The organism is Pectobacterium odoriferum, from assembly GCF_009931295.1.
GTDB lineage: Bacteria > Pseudomonadota > Gammaproteobacteria > Enterobacterales > Enterobacteriaceae > Pectobacterium > Pectobacterium odoriferum.
Genome location: NZ_CP034938.1, coordinates 1,251,233 through 1,275,893, shown reverse-complemented (window position 1 = coordinate 1,275,893; position 24,661 = coordinate 1,251,233). Strand labels below are relative to the sequence as shown.

General features: G+C 49.5%; 21 protein-coding genes. 5 read left to right on the top strand and 16 right to left on the bottom strand.

Translation table 11 applies throughout. The features are described from left to right. Window positions 1-346 precede the first annotated feature (346 nt). Complete coding sequence (locus EO763_RS05685) at window positions 347-1,579, top strand: DUF711 family protein (RefSeq protein WP_161528358.1); 1,233 nt, start codon at window positions 347-349, stop codon at window positions 1,577-1,579. 747 nt (window positions 1,580-2,326) lie between these two features. Further along, the gene (locus EO763_RS05680; protein ID WP_161528357.1) at window positions 2,327-2,806 is read left to right on the top strand and encodes an Hcp family type VI secretion system effector; all 480 of its coding nucleotides are present in this window, start codon (window positions 2,327-2,329) and stop codon (window positions 2,804-2,806) included. A 202-nt stretch (window positions 2,807-3,008) separates the two neighbouring features. Here EO763_RS05680 and EO763_RS05675 read toward each other — a convergent pair whose 3' ends face one another. Next, entirely contained in the window at window positions 3,009-3,704 is a 696-nt protein-coding gene (locus EO763_RS05675) for a hypothetical protein (protein WP_161528356.1), read from the bottom strand. A gap of 331 nt (window positions 3,705-4,035) precedes the next feature. Beyond that, entirely contained in the window at window positions 4,036-4,419 is a 384-nt protein-coding gene (locus tag EO763_RS05670; protein WP_161528355.1) for a hypothetical protein, read from the bottom strand. 419 nt (window positions 4,420-4,838) lie between these two features. Here EO763_RS05670 and mutS point away from each other — a divergent pair, with 419 nt between their 5' ends. Beyond that, window positions 4,839-7,403 (top strand): DNA mismatch repair protein MutS, encoded by a 2,565-nt coding sequence (mutS, locus tag EO763_RS05665; protein ID WP_208851987.1) that lies wholly within the window; start codon window positions 4,839-4,841, stop codon window positions 7,401-7,403. 58 nt (window positions 7,404-7,461) lie between these two features. Here mutS and nlpE read toward each other — a convergent pair whose 3' ends face one another. Together nlpE and EO763_RS05655 are read right to left on the bottom strand one after the other, a co-directional pair. Next, window positions 7,462-8,160, bottom strand: coding sequence for an envelope stress response activation lipoprotein NlpE (gene nlpE / locus EO763_RS05660; protein WP_208852006.1), 699 nt, complete (start codon window positions 8,158-8,160; stop codon window positions 7,462-7,464). 73 nt (window positions 8,161-8,233) lie between these two features. After that, a complete protein-coding gene (locus tag EO763_RS05655; protein ID WP_039483887.1) occupies window positions 8,234-8,788 on the bottom strand; it encodes a YaeQ family protein in 555 nt (184 codons plus the stop codon). A gap of 240 nt (window positions 8,789-9,028) precedes the next feature. Here EO763_RS05655 and EO763_RS05650 point away from each other — a divergent pair, with 240 nt between their 5' ends. Both EO763_RS05650 and rof read left to right on the top strand, forming a co-directional pair. Beyond that, the gene (locus tag EO763_RS05650) at window positions 9,029-9,229 is read left to right on the top strand and encodes a YaeP family protein (RefSeq protein ID WP_010285748.1); all 201 of its coding nucleotides are present in this window, start codon (window positions 9,029-9,031) and stop codon (window positions 9,227-9,229) included. Next, on the top strand, window positions 9,216-9,476 hold the full coding sequence (gene rof, locus EO763_RS05645; protein WP_161528353.1) for a Rho-binding antiterminator: 261 nt from the start codon (window positions 9,216-9,218) through the stop codon (window positions 9,474-9,476). The genes EO763_RS05650 and rof overlap by 14 nt, the downstream gene beginning before the upstream one ends. 105 nt (window positions 9,477-9,581) lie before the next feature. On the opposite strand, the gene tilS is transcribed toward rof, so the two are convergent. From tilS to rseP, 12 genes are all read right to left on the bottom strand, one after another. Next, on the bottom strand, window positions 9,582-10,940 hold the full coding sequence (gene tilS, locus EO763_RS05640) for a tRNA lysidine(34) synthetase TilS (protein ID WP_161528352.1): 1,359 nt from the start codon (window positions 10,938-10,940) through the stop codon (window positions 9,582-9,584). Further along, window positions 10,930-11,319, bottom strand: coding sequence for a VOC family protein (locus EO763_RS05635; protein WP_039506377.1), 390 nt, complete (start codon window positions 11,317-11,319; stop codon window positions 10,930-10,932). Before EO763_RS05635 ends, tilS begins: the two co-directional genes overlap by 11 nt. A gap of 107 nt (window positions 11,320-11,426) precedes the next feature. Beyond that, a complete protein-coding gene (gene accA, locus EO763_RS05630; protein WP_039490410.1) occupies window positions 11,427-12,386 on the bottom strand; it encodes an acetyl-CoA carboxylase carboxyl transferase subunit alpha in 960 nt (319 codons plus the stop codon). A 12-nt stretch (window positions 12,387-12,398) separates the two neighbouring features. Continuing rightward, window positions 12,399-15,881 carry a DNA polymerase III subunit alpha gene (gene dnaE / locus EO763_RS05625; RefSeq protein ID WP_039490409.1) on the bottom strand — a complete coding sequence of 1,161 codons (3,483 nt, stop codon included), beginning with the start codon at window positions 15,879-15,881 and terminating at the stop codon, window positions 12,399-12,401. A gap of 85 nt (window positions 15,882-15,966) precedes the next feature. Then, window positions 15,967-16,563 (bottom strand): ribonuclease HII, encoded by a 597-nt coding sequence (gene rnhB / locus EO763_RS05620; protein ID WP_010296431.1) that lies wholly within the window; start codon window positions 16,561-16,563, stop codon window positions 15,967-15,969. 20 nt (window positions 16,564-16,583) lie between these two features. After that, window positions 16,584-17,735, bottom strand: coding sequence for a lipid-A-disaccharide synthase (gene lpxB / locus EO763_RS05615; protein ID WP_161528351.1), 1,152 nt, complete (start codon window positions 17,733-17,735; stop codon window positions 16,584-16,586). 3 nt (window positions 17,736-17,738) lie between these two features. Beyond that, window positions 17,739-18,527: an acyl-ACP--UDP-N-acetylglucosamine O-acyltransferase gene (gene lpxA / locus EO763_RS05610; protein WP_161528350.1), complete on the bottom strand. Its 789-nt coding sequence runs from the start codon at window positions 18,525-18,527 to the stop codon at window positions 17,739-17,741. 4 nt (window positions 18,528-18,531) lie between these two features. Continuing rightward, a complete protein-coding gene (gene fabZ, locus EO763_RS05605; protein ID WP_170309992.1) occupies window positions 18,532-19,005 on the bottom strand; it encodes a 3-hydroxyacyl-ACP dehydratase FabZ in 474 nt (157 codons plus the stop codon). Between the two features lie 84 nt (window positions 19,006-19,089). Beyond that, window positions 19,090-20,112 (bottom strand): UDP-3-O-(3-hydroxymyristoyl)glucosamine N-acyltransferase, encoded by a 1,023-nt coding sequence (gene lpxD, locus EO763_RS05600; protein WP_039490407.1) that lies wholly within the window; start codon window positions 20,110-20,112, stop codon window positions 19,090-19,092. A 3-nt stretch (window positions 20,113-20,115) separates the two neighbouring features. Further along, complete coding sequence (skp, locus tag EO763_RS05595; protein WP_010296419.1) at window positions 20,116-20,613, bottom strand: molecular chaperone Skp; 498 nt, start codon at window positions 20,611-20,613, stop codon at window positions 20,116-20,118. Window positions 20,614-20,824: 211 nt separating this feature from the next. Next, the gene (gene bamA, locus EO763_RS05590) at window positions 20,825-23,269 is read right to left on the bottom strand and encodes an outer membrane protein assembly factor BamA (RefSeq protein ID WP_161528349.1); all 2,445 of its coding nucleotides are present in this window, start codon (window positions 23,267-23,269) and stop codon (window positions 20,825-20,827) included. Between the two features lie 35 nt (window positions 23,270-23,304). Then, complete coding sequence (gene rseP / locus EO763_RS05585) at window positions 23,305-24,660, bottom strand: sigma E protease regulator RseP (protein WP_161528348.1); 1,356 nt, start codon at window positions 24,658-24,660, stop codon at window positions 23,305-23,307. Window position 24,661 lies beyond the last annotated feature (1 nt).

Here is a 24,661-nt window from a genome sequence, read left to right as displayed (position 1 = left end):
GCACTTAAGGCATTGTGAAAAAGTCGGATACGCATACTTTTCACCCCATCATCAGCCAAATTAAGAATAACTGACTTTATTTTTGATAACGTAATGGTGAGTACCCAACATGGGGGTTACCTCATGTTTTGTCTAAGGGCTCGCCCCCATATCAAAACTGGCAACATGCTATCTTTTAAGGTCATAAGTCAAACCCCGTCACGGCTAATACACATTAACGCGTAGTATAAGGAAGCAAGACATGTCACCATGTACATAAAATATCATTGTATTTGTCTTGCCACGCCGAGTAGGATGATACGACAGAACCACTCAATGTACGGCACTTTTTTCTGGGGAAAATCTTGTGGATTATAAAGAGAAAGCACTTTGTAAAATACGGACTGTAACAACATTTCTATCATTAAGTCGCGATAAAGAGGGTTGGCAGAAAGAAATTAATAAAGCCTCACAATTTTTATCAGATTTAACGGAGGAGTTTCAACATCACCACTACATGGTACAGTCCATTCGTATTGTTACCAATCCATTTGGGGAATATCTCGACCTAAGCAGTATAGAGAATGCCCGAGCTGATTTACACTATATTAGCAAATTACTGGCTCACAATAATCAGTCAGGAATAAGAGTAAGGTTTGCTATTGGTGAAGCAAAAACAGCAAAAGAAATTGAGATGCTTCCTGAACTCATCAATGAGTTTGGCGATTTGTGCAATGCCTGTGTTAATGTCCCCTTAGATGATTATGGTATTGTCGACAATGAGCTCATTAGAATTGCCGCCTCATGTGTAAAAAAAATCAGTGTGATAACTCCACGAGGAGAGGGGAATTTTAACTTCACAGTCAATTTCAATTGTAAACCGCTGATCCCTTACTTTCCGGCTGGATATCATAAAAAAGAATTAGGGGATTGCTTTGTTATTGGTCTTGAAACCCCCGACCTACTGGTTAATACATTAAAAACCTTCAATAAAGAGATAGATAAAAGAAAACATAATGAACTTTTCAGTAATTATTATACCGTACTGAGCACAGCCCTTCAGTACCATATCTCCGAAATTCAACACATTATTACCCATGCAAAAATAGATTTTCCATTTAAGTTTTCAGGTTTCGATAGTTCGGCAGCACCCTCTAAAAATTGTGCCAGTATGGCCGAAGTCTATGAACAGATGGGGGTCGAATACTTTGGTGCATCAGGCACTGTCGAAGTGTCGGGATTATTAACTAAGGTATTTAAATCAGTAAAAGAGACAGAGTTAGTGGGTTTTTCTGGGCTAATGCTTGCATTAACTGAAGACCAAGGTTTAGCAGATGGATCTGCGAAATCAAATTTTGATATTCGCGCATTGCTGACTTACAGCGCTGTTTGTGGAATTGGGTTGGATACAGTTCCTGTTCCCGGTGATGTATCTATTGATAAACTTTCTGCTTTAATGAGAGACACAGGGACGATGGCTTTTCGCTTAAATAAACCGCTGACTGTTCGAGTCTTCCCTGTTCCTGGTATGCAGGCGGGTGATATAACCAATTTTGAAAGTGATGACTTGTGTAATTGCGCGGTGTTGGCTGTGCCATAACGTTATAAAGATAATCTATTTGGCGGGCTTCAATACCGTCAAATAGATTGGTTAATTTAGCAGTAAGCGATCCAACACTAAGCTCAGCAGCATTGCTTGCTCCCAGATTGCATCCGACCTCCGCTTTATTGACTTAATCCTTCAGGAAAACTTGCGAGCCGCCTCGCGCGCTTAAGCAATAGTGGAAAAATCGGATACGCATCTCCGTTTCAGTCTGGTAACGTCGCTCTGACGCCAAATCGCAGCCATCAATGGTAAGATAGCGCACTCGCAGGTGATGTTTTTCATCTGCCAGCCAGTATACTTCTGGCATTCCATTTCAATGCTCAGGTGACGCGCCATCCGTAAGGTTTTTCATCAAACCCAGCGCCATCACCTGAACGAACAAAAGCGTTAAGACTGAGTAAAATCAATATGAATGAAGCCACAGAGAAGGACTTCACTGCCCATACACCAATGATGCAACAGTATTGATTTTTATATATTACTCATTGATAAATAATTAATAAATTTTTTATCACCGGTTTTTAGTATACCTATGGTCTACATTTTCGATGCATGCCTCACCAAAATAAACCCATTAATGTATAATTTTCACGATAATTATAATCAAAATAACCATTTAAAATCATACACATCGCACGATAACCGCTATTGACTCATTGATTAAAAAATGCAGAAATTCCCCCTCCCACAAGGAAAAAGGATTTATGGGGCAGGATTATGGACAACGTTAAGGAATAAATAATGGCAAATTTGATCTATCTGAAACTCACCGGCATCAAACAAGGTCTGATCTCTGCGGGCTGTTCAAGTGCAGATTCCATAGGCAATAAATATCAGGTTTCCCATGAAGATGAGATTTTTGTTTATGAGTTAATGAACCAGATAACAAGACAAGATAACGTTTCACTGTATCCAGTTGAAATAAGAAAACCAATAGATAAAGCGACCCCACTTATTGCACAGGCATTAAGCGATAACGAGAAATTAACCTGTGAATTCCTTTTTTACAGAACTTCTCAATCCGGTGGTAACGAACTCTATTTTAAACTGGTGCTGAGAGATGCAATTATCACGGGTATACAATTCCATTATCCGAATTCATTAACACATAATGAGGTTCAACCTCACGAAAGTGTCTCTTTCAAATTCGCATCTATAGAGTGGGAACATGTGGTAGCAAGAACTAATTCATACATTTTATGGGAAGCAGTAAAATATTAACATTTAACTGTGAAATATTCTAAACACTATCAATACCATTTAGAATATTTCACATATAAAAAAACAACTATAAATACCCATACAACGGTGAGATAAAATCCATAGTTCGGGAAAAAACTAACAAAAAAAATGCCCCCCAGAACGATGGCAATAACAGGTACAAGATAAAAAAAAGACTGACCAAGCCATTCTATAACCCATCTCATTTTTTTAAAACCTGATTTAATAAATAAACAACATCTTCTTCATTATAAGATCCTGAATTGGTCATATATATTATTTTTGACATTTCAGGCTCAATTAAAAAATACAGCAGTTCTATTTTTTCATTATATAACTCCCAATAATACTCTGGCTCTATATTCTTTAATCGTCTTGCTGCCATTACTGCTTTTTGTATTTTCCCATAAAAACTTCCCACCTGCACAACAGCCAGACTACTTTTATTAATAATTTTGGTATGGGAATCATTAAAATCCTTCGACATTCTTACTATTTTTGCCAGAACATAAGCAAGGGACAGTTTACTGAATTTAATCGAGGCATGTTCAGCAGATTTTTTTGCGACCTCCTGTAAAATATTGTTTTGCTTTTCCTCACTTATTCTTCTTAGCTTTTTCTTGAAAAAAATCTCGACCATATCAAGAATAACATCTTCTCTTAGATATACTTGCTTAACAGCAATAAGCATTCTGTAATCTTCTGTCATTAACTGCTTACAAACATCTTTATAATCATCGAAAAGGCAAGAGCCATACCAGCTTGCTCTTTCTACGCCAGAATATAATGTGTTCGCCGTATCCCTGAGGTCCTGATTAATTTCCACAAGCGCATTCTCGATTTTTAGAGCAATAATTCGGTCTGCTTGCATTTTTTGTTTCAGGTAAGCAATGTTCATCCTACACCTCATAAAAATTGACTTTAAAATCCCTTTACTTAAAATGGTACATCATATGGGTAGAAATAAGAAGAAGGGATAAAGTGAAAAAAATAATTTTATTTATAATAATTAGCATTATATACATAATAACTTTATTTGAGATAGTTTTTAAGCACTTGCCTGAAAAAACTTACTTATCTATTGCAAGGTTAACCAACCCATTTAACATAACGGAGTCATCTTTAGATTCATTAATTATTTCTCTTGTGGTAATAGCAGTATTTTTATCATGGTTAACAACTAAATTAATAGTTAAGAAAAAACATTAAAATAATACACAACAGATTATTTAAAATAAAAACACCATCAATCTAAATTTAATTAACTTTATAACCGTGATCAGACGTATGTTATAATAATTACTCTCAACCTTTAATACGAAAAAAAGAATTATAGAAAAAAGAACTAAAAACACTGTTATGCTTGCAACCACATTCCCATTTTTATAAAAATCATAAATAGAAAAAAATAGACTCATAAATACAGGGAGATACATTGCTTTCCAGCATAAACGAGTAACGATAAAAACATAGTCTGCAAAGGACTCGGCTTTCTTCGCTGGGGTATTAAATTTAAAACCATCACTTTTTACATAGACATAATTATTTTTCAGGCGAAGTAGCTCCCTGACAGTCAGCCCTGATTTTAAGGGTAGTGCTCTTTTATCCATCATCCATTCCCTTGATTGGTTGTTCTTTTACTACGGCAATCTTACCCTATGAATGACTGCAGCATTAGGCAAAATGTCACCCATTATAAGCTCAGCAGCATTGCTTGCTCCCAGATTGCATCCAACCTCCGCTTTATTGACTTAATCCTTCAGGAAAACTTGCGAGCCGCCTCGCGCGCTTAAGCAATAGTGGAAAAATCGGATACGCATCTCCGTTTCAGTCTGGTAACGTCGCTCTGACGCCAAATCGCAGCCATCAATGGTAAGATAACGCACTCGCAGGTGATGTTTTTCATCTGCCAGCCAGTATACTTCTGGCATTCCATTTCAATGCTCAGGTGATGAGCCATCCGTAAGGTTTTTCATCAAAACCAGCGCCATCCCCTGAACGAACAAAAGCGTTAAGACTGAGTAAAATCAATATGAATGAAGCCACAGAGAAGGACTTCACTGCCCATACGCCGATGATGCAACAGTACTTTAGGTTAAAGGCTGAACATCCGGAAATCCTGCTGTTTTACCGCATGGGCGATTTTTACGAGCTGTTCTATGACGATGCCAAGCGGGCTTCTCAACTACTGGATATCTCGCTGACGAAGCGCGGTGCCTCCGCAGGGGAACCGATACCAATGGCAGGCGTTCCTCACCATGCCGTTGAAAACTACCTTGCCAGGCTGGTGCAAATGGGCGAATCCGTCGCTATCTGCGAACAGATTGGCGATCCTGCCACCAGTAAAGGTCCGGTAGAACGCAAAGTTGTCCGTATCGTCACGCCGGGAACCATCAGCGACGAAGCGCTATTGCAGGAAAAACAGGATAACCTGCTGGCAGCGATTTGGCAGGACGGTCGGGGATTCGGTTATGCCACTCTGGACATCAGCTCTGGACGCTTTCGCGTAAGTGAACCCGCCGATCGTGAAACCATGGCGGCCGAATTGCAGCGCACTAACCCAGCGGAATTGCTCTACCCAGAATCCTTTGAGTCCATGGATTTGATCGAAAATCGCCATGGGCTTCGCCGTCGTCCGCTGTGGGAATTTGAACCTGATACGGCGCGTCAGCAGCTCAACCTGCAATTTGGCACCCGCGATCTGACCGGCTTTGGTGTAGAGCAGGCAAAACTCGCACTGCGAGCCGCCGGATGTTTGCTGCAATACGCGAAAGACACCCAGCGCACCTCACTGCCGCATATTCGCGGCATTACGATGGAACGCCAGCAAGACGGCATCATCATGGATGCAGCCACCCGCCGTAACCTTGAACTGACGCAGAATCTGTCTGGCGGAGTGGAAAATACGTTGGCCGCGGTGCTGGACTGCACCGTGACGGCAATGGGCAGCCGAATGCTGAAGCGCTGGATTCATATGCCCAGCCGCGATATGGAGGCGCTCAAACAGCGCCAGCAGGCTATCAGCGCGTTGCAGAACATCACACCCGACCTGCAACCCTATCTGCGCCAGGTTGGCGATCTGGAGCGTATTCTGGCGCGGCTCGCGTTACGCACGGCACGCCCGCGCGATCTGGCACGTATGCGCCACGCTTTCCAACAGTTTCCCGATATTCGTGAACAGCTTGCGCCGCTGGATACCGATTCCGTGCGCCGTCTGGTCAGCCTGATTGGGCAATTTGATGAGCTACGTGATTTATTGGAACGCGCGGTTGTCGAAGCACCGCCCGTGCTAGTACGCGACGGCGGTGTTATCGCAACGGGCTACCATGCAGAGCTGGATGAGTGGCGTGCACTGGCTGACGGTGCCAGCGATTATCTGGACCGTCTGGAAATTCGTGAACGTGAAAAGCTGGGACTTGATACGCTGAAAGTCGGCTTCAACGGCGTGCACGGTTATTACATTCAGGTCAGCCGTGGTCAAAGCCATCTGGTGCCGATTCACTATGTGCGCCGCCAGACGCTGAAAAATGCCGAACGCTATATCATTCCCGAGCTGAAAGAGTACGAAGACAAGGTTTTGACCTCGAAGGGCAAGGCGCTGGCGCTGGAAAAAGCGCTTTACGATGAGCTTTTCGACCTGCTGCTGCCTCATCTAGCCGAGCTTCAGCAAAGTGCAGCCGCGTTGGCCGAACTGGATGTTCTAACGAATCTGGCCGAACGCGCCGATACGCTGAATTACGTCTGCCCGACGCTGAGTGACAAACCCGGCATCAAAATCACGGGCGGTCGTCACCCTGTCGTCGAACAGGTGCTTCGTGAACCGTTTATCTCTAACCCTCTGTCGCTAGCACCACAGCGCCGTATGCTGATTATTACCGGCCCCAACATGGGCGGTAAAAGTACTTATATGCGTCAGGCCGCATTGATTGTGCTGATGGCCCACATCGGCTGCTTTGTGCCTGCGGATCAGGCAGTCATTGGCCCCGTCGACCGTATTTTCACTCGTGTGGGTGCGGCAGACGATCTGGCCTCTGGCCGCTCTACCTTCATGGTAGAAATGACGGAAACGGCGAATATCCTGCACAACGCCACGGAAAACAGTCTGGTACTGATGGACGAAATCGGCCGCGGAACCTCAACCTATGACGGCCTGTCGCTGGCATGGGCCTGCGCCGAGAATCTGGCGAACCGCATCAAAGCGATGACGCTGTTTGCAACGCACTACTTTGAACTGACTACCCTGCCGGAAAAAATGGAAGGGGTGGTGAATGTCCATTTAGATGCGCGCGAACACGGCGATACCATCGCCTTCATGCACAGCGTACAAGATGGCGCAGCCAGCAAAAGTTATGGCCTTGCCGTCGCCGCACTGGCTGGTGTCCCGAAAGAAGTGATTAAGCGCGCACGCCAGAAACTGAAAGAGCTGGAAACGTTATCGAATAATGCGTCATCCAGTCATATTGACGGCGCGCAGTTGGCGCTGCTGAGCAATGATGAGCCGTCACCAGCGATTGAAGCGCTGGAAGCCATCGATCCTGATGCACTCACGCCACGTCAGGCGCTGGACTGGCTGTATCAGTTAAAGAAAATGCTCTAGCGTAGAGTCGATACAAAAAAGGCACTGAAAATCAGTGCCTTTTCTTTTTTATGCTGCGTCAATTTATTTTAGAATTACAGTTTTCTCGCGCTCTCATAAGCATCTTATCGCCGCCCTCGTCAGGAATGACGGCTTTGACCATTTCCCCTTCTTCCATTGATGGAATAATGGCGAAATGGGCGGTTAAAACCAACAATACGGGCTCACCCGCGCTGGTTCTCACCCGAAAATATTGTCTTTCTAGCGCAACGTTATCCTCCATGACAAATGTTTTTCCCGTAGCACAATCAGAAAACGTCGCGACATCTGCCATGTAACGATATATTCCTTTCATCAACATCGGCGTATTTGGCAACGGCTGTTCAGTCACCGTCAGTTGGCGAGGGAGAGAAGAATTGATGGGCAATCCTTGTTGATCCAGCATTTCAAGGGAGTTATCAACTGGGCGGAAGTAACGTTTTTCGCCCGCGCTATCCGTCAACACCAGCTTGTCTGCGGTGCGTCGCCATTGCCCATAGGAAGCAAACGTGTTGTTGCCCTCTCGCGTCGTTTGATACTCTTCACGCAAAACAAAAGTCCCGTCTTTTTCCAAAAACAGTGACGTATCAATCCCTCCGCAGTCCGCGCAGGGTAAAACGCCACGATAACTTTGCGCCATTGGTTTAAGGGGTTTTTCCTGAACTTGTGAACGGGTATGACACCCGATCAACCCAGAAATTCCTGCAATCAACAGCACACCGATAGCCAGTTTTTTCATCATTATTTTCCTGCCGTCTCTGCCCTATTTTTATCGTTCTTACTCAACGATCTGGAATATATCCAATCTGCTATCATCCCTGAGTCTGAGGAATTTTCCACTCAGAAAATGCTATTTCAAGACTATTCTTATCGTCAGACAACCAGATCGTGCCTTCTTGTATCGTTGCCTGCAATGACATCGTGCGCTGAACCAGTCCGGCAAGCTGAGCCAGCTGATTATCATCCAAAAAGCGGATAGCCAGATTCTTGTACCCAGAGACTTTGCCGGATATTGCACTCCACCAAACCTGTGCCGCACGCTCGCTGTAAGCATACAACACGACGGAACGCGACTGGTTGCAGGCTTTCTTGAGCCGTTTTTCATCCGGCAGACCTAGCTCAATCCACAGTTCTAGCTCCATCGTATCGTTACGTCGCCAGATTTCCGGTTCGTCATCTGCGCTGAGTCCTTTAGTAAAGCGCAGGTTTTCATCAGCATGACAGATCCACGCTAAAAGCCGCAGCATCATGCGCTGCTCGGTTTCAGAAGGATGCTGCGCTATCGTCAGGTTCGCATCGTGAAAAAAATTCCGATCCATATCGGCAATATTGATTGCTGCTTTGTAAACTGTTGCTTTTAATGCCATCAGTGACCTCGTATTTATTCCCTCCTAGTTTACTTGAGTTAGCGCCATCCTCACAGTAAAGGTGATATCTGCCACGTAACCGATAGATTAGGCCTCTAAGGACTACTGATATCCTGTTAGTGCCTATGCTATAGTCGGTTTGATAAATAGAGTTTATCTTCGTAGGCTTACAACATCGCGCAATGCAGCTAGTGATGATGCATAAATATCTACCGAGCTAAGCTTTCAAGGGAGGATATAGTGCAAGAATACTGTGAATTAGTACGTCGCTTATACGCAGAGATCGCCAGTGGCGATCTGGGCTATATACCCGATTCGCTGGGTTGTGTTTTGAAAACCCTGGATGGCATTGCCGCGAATGATGCGTTGCCATCCTCCGTCAGGGAACAGGCCGCTTTTGCCGCCGCTAACTTATTGGTGAGTGATTATGTCAATGAGTAATGAATATCAACCCATCAACTGTGATGATTACGACAGCCTGGAAGCCACTTGTCAGCAGAATTTGACGCTGACGCTGGAACTACGTAATGGTGAAGTTGTGACCGGTAAAGCCAGTGACATGATCTCACGTAAGCAGGTTGAGTATCTGGTTATTGAAGCCTCTGGAACAACACGCGAACTGCGTCTCGATTACATCGTCAGTTTCAGTCACCCTGAAATCGGGAAGGTCGTCGTCAGCGAGTCCTGACAGACTTCTCCTTTCATTTAGCGGCAAACGCTGAATAAATGCTTCCAAAACGGACAACGCAGGTTGTCCGTTTTTATTCTGGGCCTGCCAACTTCAGTTTTTCCCTCAGGCTTTTTTTTCCCAAGTCATGTACCACGCCGGCTGGTTCTCTTTCGCCTGCCCTTCTCGCGTGACAAATCGCCCCACGGCCGCAATCAGTTGCTCGTTGTAAAACACCAACGGTGTACGGTCGCGCCACCAAGGCGGAACATTTAGCTCCTGCCAGAGTTTTTTGATTTGCCGTCCGTGGGCTCTGCCAACAATATGCACGGTTCCACTGGTCGAAAAGCGAATACTCACCACCTCACCGTTTTCCGGTGCGCGAATCGCCACTCCGCTATCGGCCAGCGACAGCGTGCCCAGATTATCGGGTAGCGACAACGAGCATGACGGCGATGGCCACGGGATAATGCGGTCTTTGAGTGACGGCATCAGCGGCAGCAGATAGAGATACTGCCGAAAACGGCGGACCTGCATCTGATTCAGTTGCAATACCGGTTCCGCATCCTGACGGCTCGTGGCGACTTCATCCCAGAGTCGCTGTAGCTGTTCACGCGCGGGCATCATCGCCCCTTGCTGCGCCAGCCAGCGCCGCAGTAGCGCAAAACGACGCACCGGGCTTAGCGGCGCCAGACCGTCAATGCTCAACGCACCATCCGTCTGGCATAGCGCCTGCAATGACTCCTCCAGCAGCTCATCGAGCAGTTGTTCCTGTTCGGCACAAAGCTGGGCACTACGTGCCACAGCGGAGGGGAAATGCGGCCAGCGCTGCGTCAATCGCGGTAAGATTTGGCGACGTAGGAAATTACGGTCGAAACGTTCATCCTGATTGCTGTCGTCTTCAATCCAGCCAAGCTGATGCCGCTGCGCATACGCTTCCAACTGCAAGCGAGAAATGCCTAACAGCGGACGCACAAGACGATGCTGACCGAGCGTTGTACTGTTACCGAGAAGAGTACTAGCCGCCATCGCAGATAATCCGGCAGGCCCACTGCCGCGTTTAAGCGCCAGTAAAAAAGTTTCGCTTTGATCATCAAGATGCTGCGCCGTCAACAAGGTTTCCCCGTCTTGCAGATGCGCTTGCAAAGCCTGATAACGTGCCGTTCTGGCCGCAGCTTCGATACCGCCGTTCTGCGCTTCAACCGTCACCGACAACGAGGTAAAGGGCACCTGCCAGCGTTCACACTGCTGACGACAATGTTCAGCCCAGCTATCGGCCAGCGGATTTAAACCATGATGAATATAAGCCGCACGAATGGGTAGCCCAGAACGCTGACGCAGAACCACCAGCAGATGCAATAGCACGCTAGAGTCCAGACCGCCGCTGTAAGCCAACAGGATCGACTCGCATCCGGCTGTTTGCGTCACGATCGTCTGGAGTAATCCATCATCAGATTCGGTGCAATCCACGGTATCAGATCTCATACAGTTCTAGAGGCAAGCCGTCAGGGTCGGAGAAAAAGGTGAAGCGCTGCTGCGTTTCAGGATCTATCCGGACAGGTTCACAGATAACGCCAGCCTGCTCCAGCGAGGCGACGGCTTGTTCAATGTCAGCCACCGCAAAAGCTAGGTGGCGTAGTCCACAGGCTTCCGGGCGGCTCACGCGCGCAGGTGGATGGGGGAAAGAAAAGAGCTCAATGGTATAACGCCCATTCAGCGAGAGATCCCCTTTCCACGACTGCCGTGCTTCACGGTAGACCTCGTTGTTCAACGTAAACCCTAGCACATCACAATAAAACGCCTTACTGCGTTCATAGTCAGAGGCAATAACCGCAATGTGATGGACATCGAGCAGCTTCAGCATGCTTCAAACCCTCATAGCAAAAAATCCGCTGTCATTTCTGACAACGGATTTTCAAGGTAACGCCAGAATCGACTGATTAATAATACATCAATCAGACAATCACCTTATCAGCAGTAACCATAATTCATCAAACGCTGATAACGGCGGTTCAACAGTTCTTCTTCAGTCAGGCCATCGAGATCAAGCAGATCGGCCAGCAACTGTGCTTTCAAAGACTCTGCCATCACCGGGACATTACGATGCGCAGAACCCAACGGCTCAGGGATCACGGTATCGATCAGTTTCAGCTCTTTCAGACGCGGCGCAATGATGCCCATCGCTTCCGCCGCCAGCGGCGCTTTATCTGCACTCTTCCACAAGATAGACGCACAGCCTTCCGGTGAAATAACCGAGTAGGTGCTGTACTGCAGCATGTTGACCTTGTCACCCACGCCGATAGCCAACGCACCACCGGAGCCACCCTCGCCGATAACGGTACAGATGATTGGCACACGCAACGTCGACATTTCACGCAGGTTGCGCGCGATAGCCTCAGACTGACCACGTTCTTCTGCGCCAACGCCCGGATAAGCGCCCGGCGTGTCGATGAAGGTGATGATCGGCATCTTGAAGCGATCGGCCATTTCCATCAGGCGCAGCGCTTTGCGATAGCCTTCCGGTGCAGGCATGCCGAAATTACGGCGAATCTTTTCTTTGGTTTCACGTCCTTTCTGATGACCAATGATCATCACCGGACGCCCATCCAGACGGGCAATCCCGCCGACAATGGCTTTATCATCAGCATAGGCACGATCGCCAGCCAATTCATCAAAGTCGGTAAAGATATGCTTAATATAATCAAGCGTATAAGGACGTTGCGGATGGCGCGCTAATTGCGCAACCTGCCAGGCACCCAAATCGGCGAAGATTTTGCGCGTCAGTTCAACGCTCTTCTCACGCAGGCGCTGGACTTCTTCGTCCAGATTAATATCTAATTTTTCGTCTTGACGGCTGACTGCGGTCAGCGAGTCAATTTTCGCTTCCAACTCTGCAATCGGCTGCTCAAAATCAAGAAAATTCAGACTCATAGTATTCCTATATTAGTCAAATTCCAGTTCCACCTGCTCATTACCCACTAATGTGCGCAGCTCGTTCAGTAGCGCATCGGCAGGCGTTACACGCCATGCTGCGCCGAAACGTAGTCGGGCGCGCGCATCTTCACGCTGGTAATAGAGATGCACTGGGATCGTCCCCGATCGATGGGGTTCCAACGATTGGCGGAGACGGTTTAATAGCTGGTCATCAATTTGCCTGTCAGTCAGCGAGATAGCAAGCCCGCGCGCGTATTTTTCCCGCGCTTCACTGATATCCATTAACTCTCGGACGGTCATTTTAAGCCCGCCGCTGAAGTCATCAAAGCTGACCTGTCCACTGGCGATAAGAATACGGTCTTTCTCAAGTAAATGCTGATATTTTTCCAATGCATCGGTAAACAGCATGATCTCAAGACGACCGGAACGATCGTCCAATGTACAGACACCAATACGGTTACCCCGTTTGGTGACCATGACGCGAGCCGCCAACACTAGCCCAACGGCAGTGGTCATTTTACCCCGATCCGTCGGGTGCATATCTTTCAAACGCACGCCACCGGCATAGCGTTCAATTTCCTTAATATATTGCGTGATCGGGTGGCCGGTCAGATACAGCCCCAGCGTTTCCCGTTCACCATCCAGCACCACCTGCTCCGGCCACGGCGGCACCGTACTGTAGGATTGCTCAACCTGTTCAGGCGCATCGGCCAGCACACCGAACATATCCACCTGACCAATGGCTTCCGCTTTCGCATGCTGATCGGCAGCCTTCAGCGCATCAGGCAATGAATTCATCAGCGCGGCGCGATGCGGCCCCAGACGGTCGAATGCCCCAGACATAATCAGCTTTTCCAGCACGCGGCGGTTCAGCTTTTTAATGTCGGTACGCGCACAGAGGTCAAACAGCTCTCTAAAATAGCCGCCCTGATTACGCGCTTCGATAATCGCCTCAATCGGGCCTTCCCCCACACCTTTAATCGCGCCGATGCCATAAACAATCTCGCCATCGTCGTTAACGTGGAAGTGATATAGCCCGCTGTTGATGTCCGGGGGCAGGATTTTTAACCCCATCCGCCAACATTCATCAACCAGACCGACCACTTTATCCGTGTTGTCCATATCGGCCGTCATCACCGCCGCCATGAATTCTGCCGGATAATGCGCTTTCAGCCACAGCGTTTGGTAAGACACCAGCGCATAAGCCGCGGAGTGAGATTTATTAAAGCCGTAACCGGCGAATTTTTCCACCAGGTCGAAAATCTTAACCGCCAGTTCACCGTTCACGCCGCGAGATTTGGCACCATCTTCGAAGCCACCACGTTGCTTCGCCATTTCGACTGGGTTCTTTTTCCCCATCGCACGACGCAGCATGTCCGCGCCGCCCAGCGTATAACCCGCCAGAACCTGCGCAATCTGCATGACCTGTTCCTGATACAGGATAATGCCGTAGGTCGGCTCCAGCACAGGTTTGAGTGACTCGTGCTGCCATTCGATATCAGGATACGAGATCGCTTCACGACCATGCTTACGGTCAATAAAGTTATCTACCATGCCGGATTGCAGCGGGCCGGGGCGGAACAGCGCCACCAGTGCGATCATATCTTCAAAACAGTCGGGCTTAAGACGTTTGATCAGGTCTTTCATGCCGCGCGATTCAAGCTGGAATACCGCGGTGGTTTCCGAGCGTTGCAGCATGTCGAAGCTTTTCTTATCTTCGAGCGGAATCGCCGCAATATCAATCGGCTCCTGCCCTTGCTTCGCGCGACGGGCGTTAATCATCCCCAGCGCCCAGTCGATGATGGTCAGCGTACGCAGGCCAAGGAAGTCGAACTTCACCAGCCCGGCATATTCCACGTCGTTCTTATCAAACTGGGTAACCGGATGGTTCCCTTCCGCATCGCAATACAGCGGTGCGAAATCGGTAATCTTGGTGGGGGATATCACCACCCCACCCGCATGTTTACCAGCGTTACGCGTTACCCCTTCGAGCTTGCGTGCCATATCGATGAGGGCCTTAACTTCCTCATCGGCTTCATAAATTTCCGGCAATTGCGGTTCGGCGGCAAACGCTTTTTCCAGCGTCATGCCCGGATCGGGCGGCACCAGTTTTGAAATGCGATCGACAAACCCATAAGGGTGCCCGAGCACGCGCCCTACGTCACGAATCACCGCTTTCGCCGCCATCGTACCGAAGGTGATAATCTGCGATACCGCATCACGCCCGTACATTTCCGCGACGTGGTCGATGACCTTGTCGCGTTTTTCCATGCAGAAATCGACGTCGAAGTCGGGCATGGAGACACGTTCAGGGTTGAGGAAACGTTCGAACAGCAGGTCGAATTCCAGCGGATCCAGATCGGTGATTTTCAGCGCGTAGGCTACTAACGAACCCGCACCGGAACCACGTCCCGGCCCAACAGGCACATCGTTATCCTTCGACCACTGGATAAATTCCATGACGATCAGGAAGTAGCCGGGGAACCCCATCTGGTTGATTACGCCCAGTTCAATGTCCAGACGCTCATCATATTCAGGCCGACGTTCAGCGCGTACTTCCGGATCGGGGAACAGAAATTCGAGACGCTCCTCCAGACCCTTTTTCGAGCACTGAACCAGAAAATCTTCCGTGCTCATGTCGCCCGTCGGGAACTGCGGCAGGAAATACTCACCCAGACGAATCGTTACGTTACAGCGCTTGGCAATTTCAACGCTGTTCGTCAGCGCTTCGGGGATATCCGCAAAGAGCTCGCACATTTCCTCTTCGGTGCGCATGTACTGCTGCGGGCTGTAATTACGCGGACGTTTAGGGTCATCAAGCGTGTAGCCGTCGTGAATCGCTACGCGGATTTCGTGAGCGTCAAAATCATCGGTGCTGATAAAGCACACTTCATTGGTTGCCACCACGGGAATCCCGTGCTTCGTCGCCAGCTCGACGGCCGCGTGCAAATAGCTTTCTTCATCGGGGCGGGACGTGCGGATCAGTTCCAGATAGTAACGCTGGGGGAAGTGTTCCTGATAGAAGGCCAGACACTGTTCGGCCTGCGTCTGGTTACCGCGCAGCAAAAACCGACCGACATCACCACGGCGACCGCCAGACAGTAAAATCAGCCCTTCCTGATGCTCAATCAGCCAATCCCGGTCAATCGTCGGCCCGGCTGCACCATAACCTCGCTGATAAGCGTGGGAAATCAGCAGCGTGAGATTCTGGTAGCCAGCATTATTCATTGCCAGAACGGTAAGATGCGCGAGCTCATCACCCAATTCGTCGCTTTCGACACAGAAATCTGCGCCGATAATGGGCTTGATTCCCGCGCCATGCGCGCCGCCATAGAATTTAACCAGCCCGCACAGGTTGGTAAAATCGGTAATCGCCAGCGCTGGCATGCCGAGTGCCGCCGCTTTTTTTACCAGCGGACCGACTTTGGCCAGCCCATCGATCATGGAATAGTCACTATGAACACGCAGGTGAACAAAACGTGGTTCGGCCATCTCCAGATCCCAGAATTTATCGATTAGTCAGCATGGCAACGACACGCTTACGCGCGCACGCCACACCGAGAGTTAATGATGATGTTTACGCCAGACCTAATGCACGTTTGACTGGCGCGAAGCTCCGACGGTGAAACTCAGTGGCACCCAGTGCGGCCAGTTTCTCCAGATGAAAAGCCGTTGGATAGCCTTTGTGTTGGGCAAAACCATAAGCGGGGAAGCGTTGATCCAACTCGACCATCTCACGATCGCGAGTGACTTTCGCCATAATCGAGGCCGCGCTGATTTCTGCCACACGGCTATCCCCTTTAACGACCGCCTGAGCGGACATCGGCAATGCCGGGCAACGGTTGCCGTCAATGAGAACAAAATCAGGCACGATAGCTAATCCAGCCACCGCACGCTGCATTGCCAACATCGTAGCATGCAGGATATTCAGTTGATCAATCTCTTCCGGTTCCGCACGACCAAGGCTCCACGCCAGCGCCTTCTCTTTGATTTCATCATAGAGCGACAGCCGACGTTTTTCACTCAGCTGTTTGGAATCCGCCAACCCGACAATTGGCCTAGTTGGATCAAGAATCACCGCAGCCGTTACGACTGCGCCAACCAGAGGGCCACGGCCCACTTCATCAACGCCAGCGATACAGGTCGCCTGCGGATAGATAAAAATTTCACTCATGGTTTTATTGGATGGTTTTACTAACATGGCTTTACTAATTCCAGTACCGCCTGAGCCGCCTGCTCATCCGCGTTACAGCGGATCTGCTGATGCAAATCCACAAACGTCGTGCGTAGCTCAGCCATTTCTTCCGTATCGGCAAACAGCGGCAGTAACGCAGCAGCCAGCTTATCCGGCGTACAATCGGTCTGTAGCAATTCCGTCACCAGTTCGCGCCCAGCCAGCAAATTCGGTAGCGACACCCACGGCGTTTTGACCAAGCGCTGCGCTAGCCAGAAGGTAAAAGGCTTCATGCGATAACCGACAACCATCGGGCATTTAGCCAGCATGCACTCCAGCGCTGCCGTGCCGGATGCCAATAGTGCTGCATCACTGGCAATCATGGCTTCACGCGCCTGCCCGTCCAGCAGATGCACACGCAGATCGGGCGCCACACTACTTTTTATCCGCTCGAACTGTTCACGCCGCTTGCTGTTGACCAGCGGAACCACGATTTCCAGATCGGGAAAATGCTGGCGCAGTAGCACAGCCGTATTGAGAAAATCAGCGCTAAGCATTTCAACTTCTGCACCGCGACTGCCCGGCAACAGCGCGAGACAATGCGCATCAGGCGCAATACCCAACGTCGCGCGTGCTGCCAGTTTATCGGGATGCAGCGGCATTGCATCGGCCATAGTATGACCGATAAAGCGACAGGGCACATTGAAACGATCGTAAAACGCTTTTTCAAAAGGCAAAAAAGCCAGCACCAGATTGGTCGCTTTACCTATTTTGAAAACGCGTTTTTGCCGCCATGCCCATACAGAAGGGCTGACGTAGTGAATAGTATTGATACCGCGCTGCTTGAGGTTACCCTCTAGCGTGATATTGAAATCAGGTGCATCAATGCCGACAAAAACATCAGGTTGAAGTTCGCTAAAGCGCTGGGTTAAATCCCGCCGAATTTTCAGCAGGCGAGGAAGCCGTTCAAGCACCTCAACAATGCCCATGACAGCCAGCTCTTCCATCTCGTACCAGGCTTCACAGCCTTCGGCCTGCATACGCGGCCCGGCAACGCCGACAAACCGCGCATCCGGCACCTTTTCTTTTAGCGCCCGGATCAAGCCTGCGCCAAGGATGTCGCCGGAAGTTTCTCCGGCGACCAGCCCAATAGTCAAAGGACGTGATGACATGGATTAACGAATGATGCCGCGAGTAGAACGGGCAAAGAAATCGGTAAACGCCTGCACAGCCGGGTGTTCAGCCGCCAGCGCTTCAATTTCCGGTTTCACTTCGTCTAGCGTTCTACCGCTGCGGTAGAGAAGCTTGTACGCATTACGAATCGCGTGCAGGGTATCTTTTTCGAATCCACGACGCTTCAGGCCTTCAATGTTCAGGCCGAACGGCGTAGCGTGGTTACCCTGAGCGATAACATACGGCGGCACGTCTTGCGCCACACCGGAACATCCGCCAACCATGACGTGGGCACCGATGATGCAGAATTGGTGCACCGCCGTCATCCCACCGATAATCGCAAAATCATCGACGGAAACGTGGCCGCCCAGTGTCGCGTTATTCGCCAGAATACAACGGCTACCCACTACGCAGTCATGTGCGATATGCGTGTTGATCATCAACAGGTTATCGCTACCGACTTTAGTCAACCCACCGCCCTGTGTTGTGCCACGGTGAATCGTGACGCTTTCACGGATGCGGTTACGATCGCCGATCTCAACGCGGGTCGGTTCCCCAGCATATTTGAGATCCTGATTCACTTCACCAATTGACGTGAACTGATAGATTTCGTTGTCGCGACCAATTTTAGTGACGCCATTGACGACGACATGTGATTTCAGCACCGTCCCCGCACCGATCTCAACCTGAGAACCGATATAGCAGAACGGGCCAATATGAACGCCAGCACCAATAATGGCACCGTCTTCAACAATCGAACTAGGGTGAATAAAGGCGGTTTGATCAATCACGTTATCAGGACTCCCGACGGCGAGCACACATCATTGACGCTTCACAGGCCACTTCGCCATCAACTTTGGCAACACCTTTAAAGCGCGCAACGCCGCGACGCTCTTTGATGAATTCAACTTCAAGGATCATTTGATCGCCTGGCTGTACTGGGCGCTTAAAGCGCGCTTCGTCAACAGCGGCGAAGTAATACAGCTCACCCGGTTCCAGTTTGCCTACGCTTTTAAACGCAAGAATACCGGTAGCCTGAGCCATGGCTTCCAGAATCAACACGCCGGGAAAAATCGGTTTACCCGGGAAATGCCCCTGAAAGAAGGGTTCGTTGAAAGAGACGTTTTTCACCGCCCGCAGAAACTTCCCTTCTTCAAAATCCAGTACCCGATCAACCAGCAAAAACGGGAAACGGTGCGGTAATAATTCTAAAATCTCTTCAATATTCAGAGTATGAGTGTCAGTAGTCAAAATACTCTTCCTGTCCATAAAAAACTGATGCCATCAACAACACGGCCTGCGCAGACCCTAAATTAGGTGTCTTCAGGCAGGCCGCAAATAAAACGCGAGTGATTAAACGTTATCGACTTTTCGTTCAACGGCTTTCAACCGTTTGCTTATCTCATCAATATTCATCACCAGCGCTGCAGTTTTGCGCCACACTTTGTTGGGTTGCAAAGGAATGCCCGAAGAGTATACCCCAGGTTCTGTGATTGGTCGCATGACCATCCCCATTCCCGTTACCGTCACTTTATCGCAGATCTCCATGTGCCCGTTAATCACGCTGGCACCACCGATCATGCAATAACGACCAATTTTCAAGCTCCCCGCCATAATGACGCCACCCGCGACCGCGGTATTGTCGCCAATCACGACGTTGTGCGCAATCTGACATTGGTTATCAATGATAACACCATTGCCAATGACCGTATCATCCAACGCACCACGATCGATGGTTGTGCTCGCACCAATCTCAACTCGATCGCCAATTCTGACCGTCCCCAACTGCGGGATCTTCACCCAGTTGCCACGATCGTTGGCATAGCCAAAGCCGTCAGAACCGATCACCGTTCCCGACTGGATCAGGCAATGCTCACCCAGCTCAACGCGGTGATAAATCGTGACATTTGCCCATAAGCGAGTACCGGCACCAATGCGTGCATCTTTGCCGATAAAGCAGCCGGGGCCAATGACAACGCCATCACCCAGCTGTGCACCAGATTCGATGACAGCATTTGCACCAACGGATACGTTCTGGCCCAGCGTCGCGTCTGGCGCAATAACCGCACTCGGCGCAATATCAGTTGCTGGCTGCGGCGTCGTATCCAGCAGTTGCGCCATACGCGCATAGGTAAGATAGGGATTCTTCACTACCAGCGCCGCAACCTGACAGTAAGGTAAATCCGCTTCCGTCAGCACGACCGCTGACGCTTGCGTCCCAGCCAGTTGCTCACGGTAACGACTGTCGGAAAGAAACGTAATTTGCCCAGTTTTTGCTGAATGCATAGAAGCAACACCGGTGATGACGATATCGCCATCACCGTGTAATTGTGCATCCAACTGTTGAGCTAACGCGTCCAGTCGAATTGAATACATGGTTTATTTAACCTGTTTCAGCACATCGGCAGTAATGTCTTTAGCATTGGCGACATACGCAACAGCGTTAGCGTCAATCACAACATCATAACCTTCTTTGGTTGCAACGGCTTTCACCGCATCCTGGATACGGCTCAGAATTTTGTTACGTTCTTCAGTCTGACGGCGGCGGTTATCCTGCTCAAAAGCCTGCGCTTTAGTAGAGAACTGCTCGCGCTGAGCCATGACGTCTTTTTCCATTTTGCTGCGATCGCTCGCTTTCATGGTAGAGCCATCACGCTGCAACTTCTGCATCTTGGTCTGTAAATCGTTTTCCATCGATTGCAGTTCAGAAGCACGGCCTTTGAACTCGTTTTCCAGCTGTTTGCCAACGGTTTCACGCTGCGGCAATTGTTGGAAGATGCTGGAAACATTAACAACGGCAATCTTATCAGCAGCCTGAACGCTGGCTGAAGCAGCCAATGCTAAACCGAGGCCTGCGGCACATAACCACTTTTTCACTATAAACTCCTCAACCTAACCTAATTTGTGTCTTAACACTTTAATTATGAGCATCGCGTCATGACATGAACGGCTTATGTTCAACCATTCATATCCATGAACTATTCATATCAACGAACTATTCATATCAACGAACTATTTATATCAACGAAAGGCTCGTCTCAACGAATCATGATGCGACATTCCCTGCATACGACCTATTGACGTCACACTACCAGGTTTTGCCAATGTTAAACTGGAATTGTTCCGACTTGTCTCCATCGTACTTTTTAACCGGCTGGGCATAGGAGAAGACCAATGGCCCAAGCGGAGACATCCATTGTAACGCGATACCGCTGGAAACACGGAAGTTGCTCGCCTTGCCATAATCCGGCACGCCAGCTTTTAGTGTTTCAGCTGTATTTTCCCAGTTGGTATCCCATACCGTACCGCCATCCACAAAGAAGGACGTACGTACGGAACTCGCGTATTTATCGCTGATAAACGGCGTCGGCACGATCAGTTCCGCACTCAGTACAACCATCGCGTTACCGCCCACGGCATCATCCAGATTGGTTGAATCAATCGGGCAAGCAGAATAAGAACCAAAGCCAGAACCTACAAGACTCGCTGGACACTTATAATACGCCGCTTTAGGCCCAATCGTATTCGACTGGAAGCCACGTACCGTACTGGAACCACCAGCATAGAAGTTGTCGTAGAACGGCACTTCTTTACTACCGATACCATCCGCAAAGCCTGCGCGCGTACGGCCCATCACCACCCAGTTACCACTGTCGCTCAACGGATAGTAGCTCGCCGAATCAAACGTCAGTTTGTAATATTCGTTGTCCGAACCCGGCACGGCAATCTTGGCATTCGCAGACGCACGCGTTCCTTTCGTCGGGAAGTAACCGCGATCCAGGTTGTTATACGACCATCCGGTATTCAGGAAGAAATCGTTCGCTTTGAAGTCAGCGCTGGATTTGACGTTCTCGCCAACAACAGATGGATTAACCCCCACGGAATCCAGATAACGCCACATCGCCACCTGCGGTCTCATATCCGACAGATCGTTATGTACATAATCCAGACCGACACGCAGTGAGTTATTCTCGTTAATCGGGAAGCCCAAGGTACTGCCAACACCGTAGCTCACGTTGGTGTAGTCAGACAGATCGGCGTCAGACGCCTCAAACTTGTTATAGAAGACACGCCCACCGAGGCTAACGCCATCAACGGTAAAGTACGGGTCAGTCAGTGACAGCTCGACATACGTCTGGTAGTCGTTTTTAGTCCCGCTGATACCAACGGAGTTACCCGTTCCCAGCCAGTTGTCCTGCTGAACCCCAGCCTGGAAGCTCACGCCACTTTCTGTACCGAAACCGACACCAAAGTTAAATGTACCCGTATTACGCTCTTTGACTTTATACGTAACATCAACCTGATCGGCCACGCCGGGAACACGCTGCGTTTCTACATCAACGCTTTCAAAGTATCCCAGCCGGTTTAAACGCTCTTTGCCCTGCTCAACCAGATCGTTGCCTAACCAGGCACCTTCCATCTGGCGCATTTCACGACGCAGAACGGAGTCTTTAGACGTGTCGTTACCGTCAAAGCGGATATGACGCACATAGAAACGGTTGCCCGCATCGACGTTGATGTTTAATCTCACCGTCTTGTCTACGTCATTAATTTCCGGCTGAGTGACCACGCGCGGATAGGCATAGCCATAACGACCCAGCAGCTTCTTGATGTCCTCTTCCATCCGGGTCACTTTCGTCCCGTTGTAGAGTTCACCTGGTTCAATCTTCGTCAATCCTTCGATTTCCGCAGAGTGACCAGCCAGATTACCTTTCACCGCTACGCCGGACAGCTTGTACTGCTCACCTTCCGTCATATTGATGGTGATGTAGATGCCTTTTTTATCTGGCGTCAGGCTCACCTGCGTGGAATCGATGTTGAAACGCGCATAGCCGCGATCCAGATAGAAACTCCGTAGGGTTTCCAGGTCACCAGACAGTTTTTGTTTCTGGTATTTACGATCGCCAACCACGTTCCACCACGGCACTTCATCACGCAGTTGGAAACGAGAGATCAATTCGTCGGAGCTGAACGCTTTGTTACCAACAATATTAATCTGCTGGATCTTGGCGGAAACGCCTTCCGTGAAGACCAGCTTCAGGTCTACGCGGTTACGCGGGAGTGGCGTGACAACGGCTTTAACCGACGCACTGTACTTGCCCACGCTGTAGTAGAAATCTTCCAGTCCTTTTTCGATGCTGGTGAGCGCAGTGCGGTCCAATGCTTCACCGACGCGCACGCCAGAGGCTTCCAGGTTTTCTTTCAGCATGTCGTCTTTGACTGACTTATTGCCGGAAAACGTGACGCTGGCGATGGTTGGACGTTCTTTCACCTGCACAATCAGCGTTTCGCCATCGCGCAAAACACGAACATCTTCGAAATTTCCGGTCGCAAACAAGGCACGGATGGTGTTACCGATATCATCGTCACCGATGGTATCACCAACGCGGACTGGCATACTGAGTAATGCCGCCCCGACGGCAACCCTTTGCAGGCCCTCGAAATGAATGTCCTTCACTACGAACCCGTCTGCACCGTATACGGTTGCGCTGCTAAACAGCAGCGACGCTATGAGCAACTTTTTGATCGCCATCGTTGTTATGCGTTTTTCCTAACCTAATCCCGCGCCTAGAGACGAGAGAAATCATTGAAAAGTGCGAGTCCCATTAACAACATCAGCAACACTGTACCAATGCGATAGCTAACGTCCTGCACACGCTCAGAAACCGGCCTGCCCTTCAACCTTTCAACCGCAAGAAAGAGCAGGTGTCCACCATCCAATACCGGCAGAGGGAATAGATTGATGATCCCCAAATTGACGCTGATTAAGGCCAAAAACATCAGGTAATAAATCAATCCATAATCTGCTGACATCCCAGCGCCCTGAGCAATCGAAATGGGACCACTCAGGTTGTTCAGCTTAACATCCCCCATTACCAGTTTCCCTAACATACTGACGGTCAATTTCATCAGTTGCCAGGTTTTATCTGTTGCCTGGTAGATAGCGCTGAACGGCCCATACTGGCGCACAGTCCTGTATTCTTCAGGCAGTGGCGTCACACTTGGCATTACGCCTGCCAGCCCTTCAACTCTGCCACTTCCCACAGATTTGCTGTATGGCGTTAACGTCAACGGGACTGTTGAACCGTTACGCTCCACCTCCAGAGCAATAGATTGTCCGGGGTTATCACGCACGGCGATGACAAAATCACGCCAGTGCGCTAGCACCTGCCCGTCGACTTTAACGATCCTATCTCCGACTTGCAAACCTGCTTTTTCCGCCGCCGACCCTGCCTGCACCTGATGCAGTACCGGCTCGATTTGCGGACCACGCGGAATAATCCCAAGTGAGGAAGCAGGATCTTGCTTATCAGGCTCAAACTGCCACTCACGTAAATCCAGCGTTTTCTGAACGACACGGTCAGAGCCTAAAGGTGCGGTTCCGATCACAACATCGCTATCGCCAATTTTACCGATCAGGGCCAGGCGCGCAGTATCCCAATCAGGCGTTTCGATACCGTCAACGGACTTTAGTTCCATTCCCGCCGACATTTCCGCCTGCGCCGCGATGGAGTTGGGCAGTATTTCACCCACGACCGGACGCACGCCCGGTACGCCGAGAATAAAAACCAGCCAGTAGGCCACAATGGCAAACAGGAAATTGGCAATGGGACCCGCGCTAACGATAGCCGCACGCTGCCAGACCGTTTTGCTATTAAATGATTGGTGACGAAATTCTGGCGCAACGGTGTCGACGCGCTCATCCAGCATCTTCACGTAGCCGCCAAGCGGGATCAGCGCAATCACGAATTCTGTACCAGTGCGATCGCGACGACGCCATAGCGCGCGTCCGAAACCGACAGAAAAGCGTTCGACCTTCACACCACAGCGGCGTGCTACCCAGAAATGCCCAAATTCATGGACAGTGACCAGCACACCCAGTGCAATGATAAACGCGGCAAGATTCCAGAGAAAACTCAGCATA

What these genes read in the sequence shown, in the direction of transcription:
- EO763_RS05680 (WP_161528357.1), top strand. Translation starts at nt 2,327, where the DNA reads ATGGCAAATTTGATCTATCTGAAACTCACCGGCATCAAACAAGGTCTG.
- EO763_RS05675 (WP_161528356.1), bottom strand. Translation starts at nt 3,704, where the DNA reads ATGAACATTGCTTACCTGAAACAAAAAATGCAAGCAGACCGAATTATT.
- EO763_RS05670 (WP_161528355.1), bottom strand. Translation starts at nt 4,419, where the DNA reads ATGATGGATAAAAGAGCACTACCCTTAAAATCAGGGCTGACTGTCAGG.
- mutS (WP_208851987.1), top strand. Translation starts at nt 4,839, where the DNA reads ATGAATGAAGCCACAGAGAAGGACTTCACTGCCCATACGCCGATGATG.
- nlpE (WP_208852006.1), bottom strand. Translation starts at nt 8,160, where the DNA reads ATGAAAAAACTGGCTATCGGTGTGCTGTTGATTGCAGGAATTTCTGGG.
- EO763_RS05655 (WP_039483887.1), bottom strand. Translation starts at nt 8,788, where the DNA reads ATGGCATTAAAAGCAACAGTTTACAAAGCAGCAATCAATATTGCCGAT.
- rof (WP_161528353.1), top strand. Translation starts at nt 9,216, where the DNA reads ATGTCAATGAGTAATGAATATCAACCCATCAACTGTGATGATTACGAC.
- tilS (WP_161528352.1), bottom strand. Translation starts at nt 10,940, where the DNA reads ATGAGATCTGATACCGTGGATTGCACCGAATCTGATGATGGATTACTC.
- EO763_RS05635 (WP_039506377.1), bottom strand. Translation starts at nt 11,319, where the DNA reads ATGCTGAAGCTGCTCGATGTCCATCACATTGCGGTTATTGCCTCTGAC.
- accA (WP_039490410.1), bottom strand. Translation starts at nt 12,386, where the DNA reads ATGAGTCTGAATTTTCTTGATTTTGAGCAGCCGATTGCAGAGTTGGAA.
- dnaE (WP_039490409.1), bottom strand. Translation starts at nt 15,881, where the DNA reads ATGGCCGAACCACGTTTTGTTCACCTGCGTGTTCATAGTGACTATTCC.
- rnhB (WP_010296431.1), bottom strand. Translation starts at nt 16,563, where the DNA reads ATGAGTGAAATTTTTATCTATCCGCAGGCGACCTGTATCGCTGGCGTT.
- lpxB (WP_161528351.1), bottom strand. Translation starts at nt 17,735, where the DNA reads ATGTCATCACGTCCTTTGACTATTGGGCTGGTCGCCGGAGAAACTTCC.
- fabZ (WP_170309992.1), bottom strand. Translation starts at nt 19,005, where the DNA reads ATGGACAGGAAGAGTATTTTGACTACTGACACTCATACTCTGAATATT.
- lpxD (WP_039490407.1), bottom strand. Translation starts at nt 20,112, where the DNA reads ATGTATTCAATTCGACTGGACGCGTTAGCTCAACAGTTGGATGCACAA.
- bamA (WP_161528349.1), bottom strand. Translation starts at nt 23,269, where the DNA reads ATGGCGATCAAAAAGTTGCTCATAGCGTCGCTGCTGTTTAGCAGCGCA.
- rseP (WP_161528348.1), bottom strand. Translation starts at nt 24,660, where the DNA reads ATGCTGAGTTTTCTCTGGAATCTTGCCGCGTTTATCATTGCACTGGGT.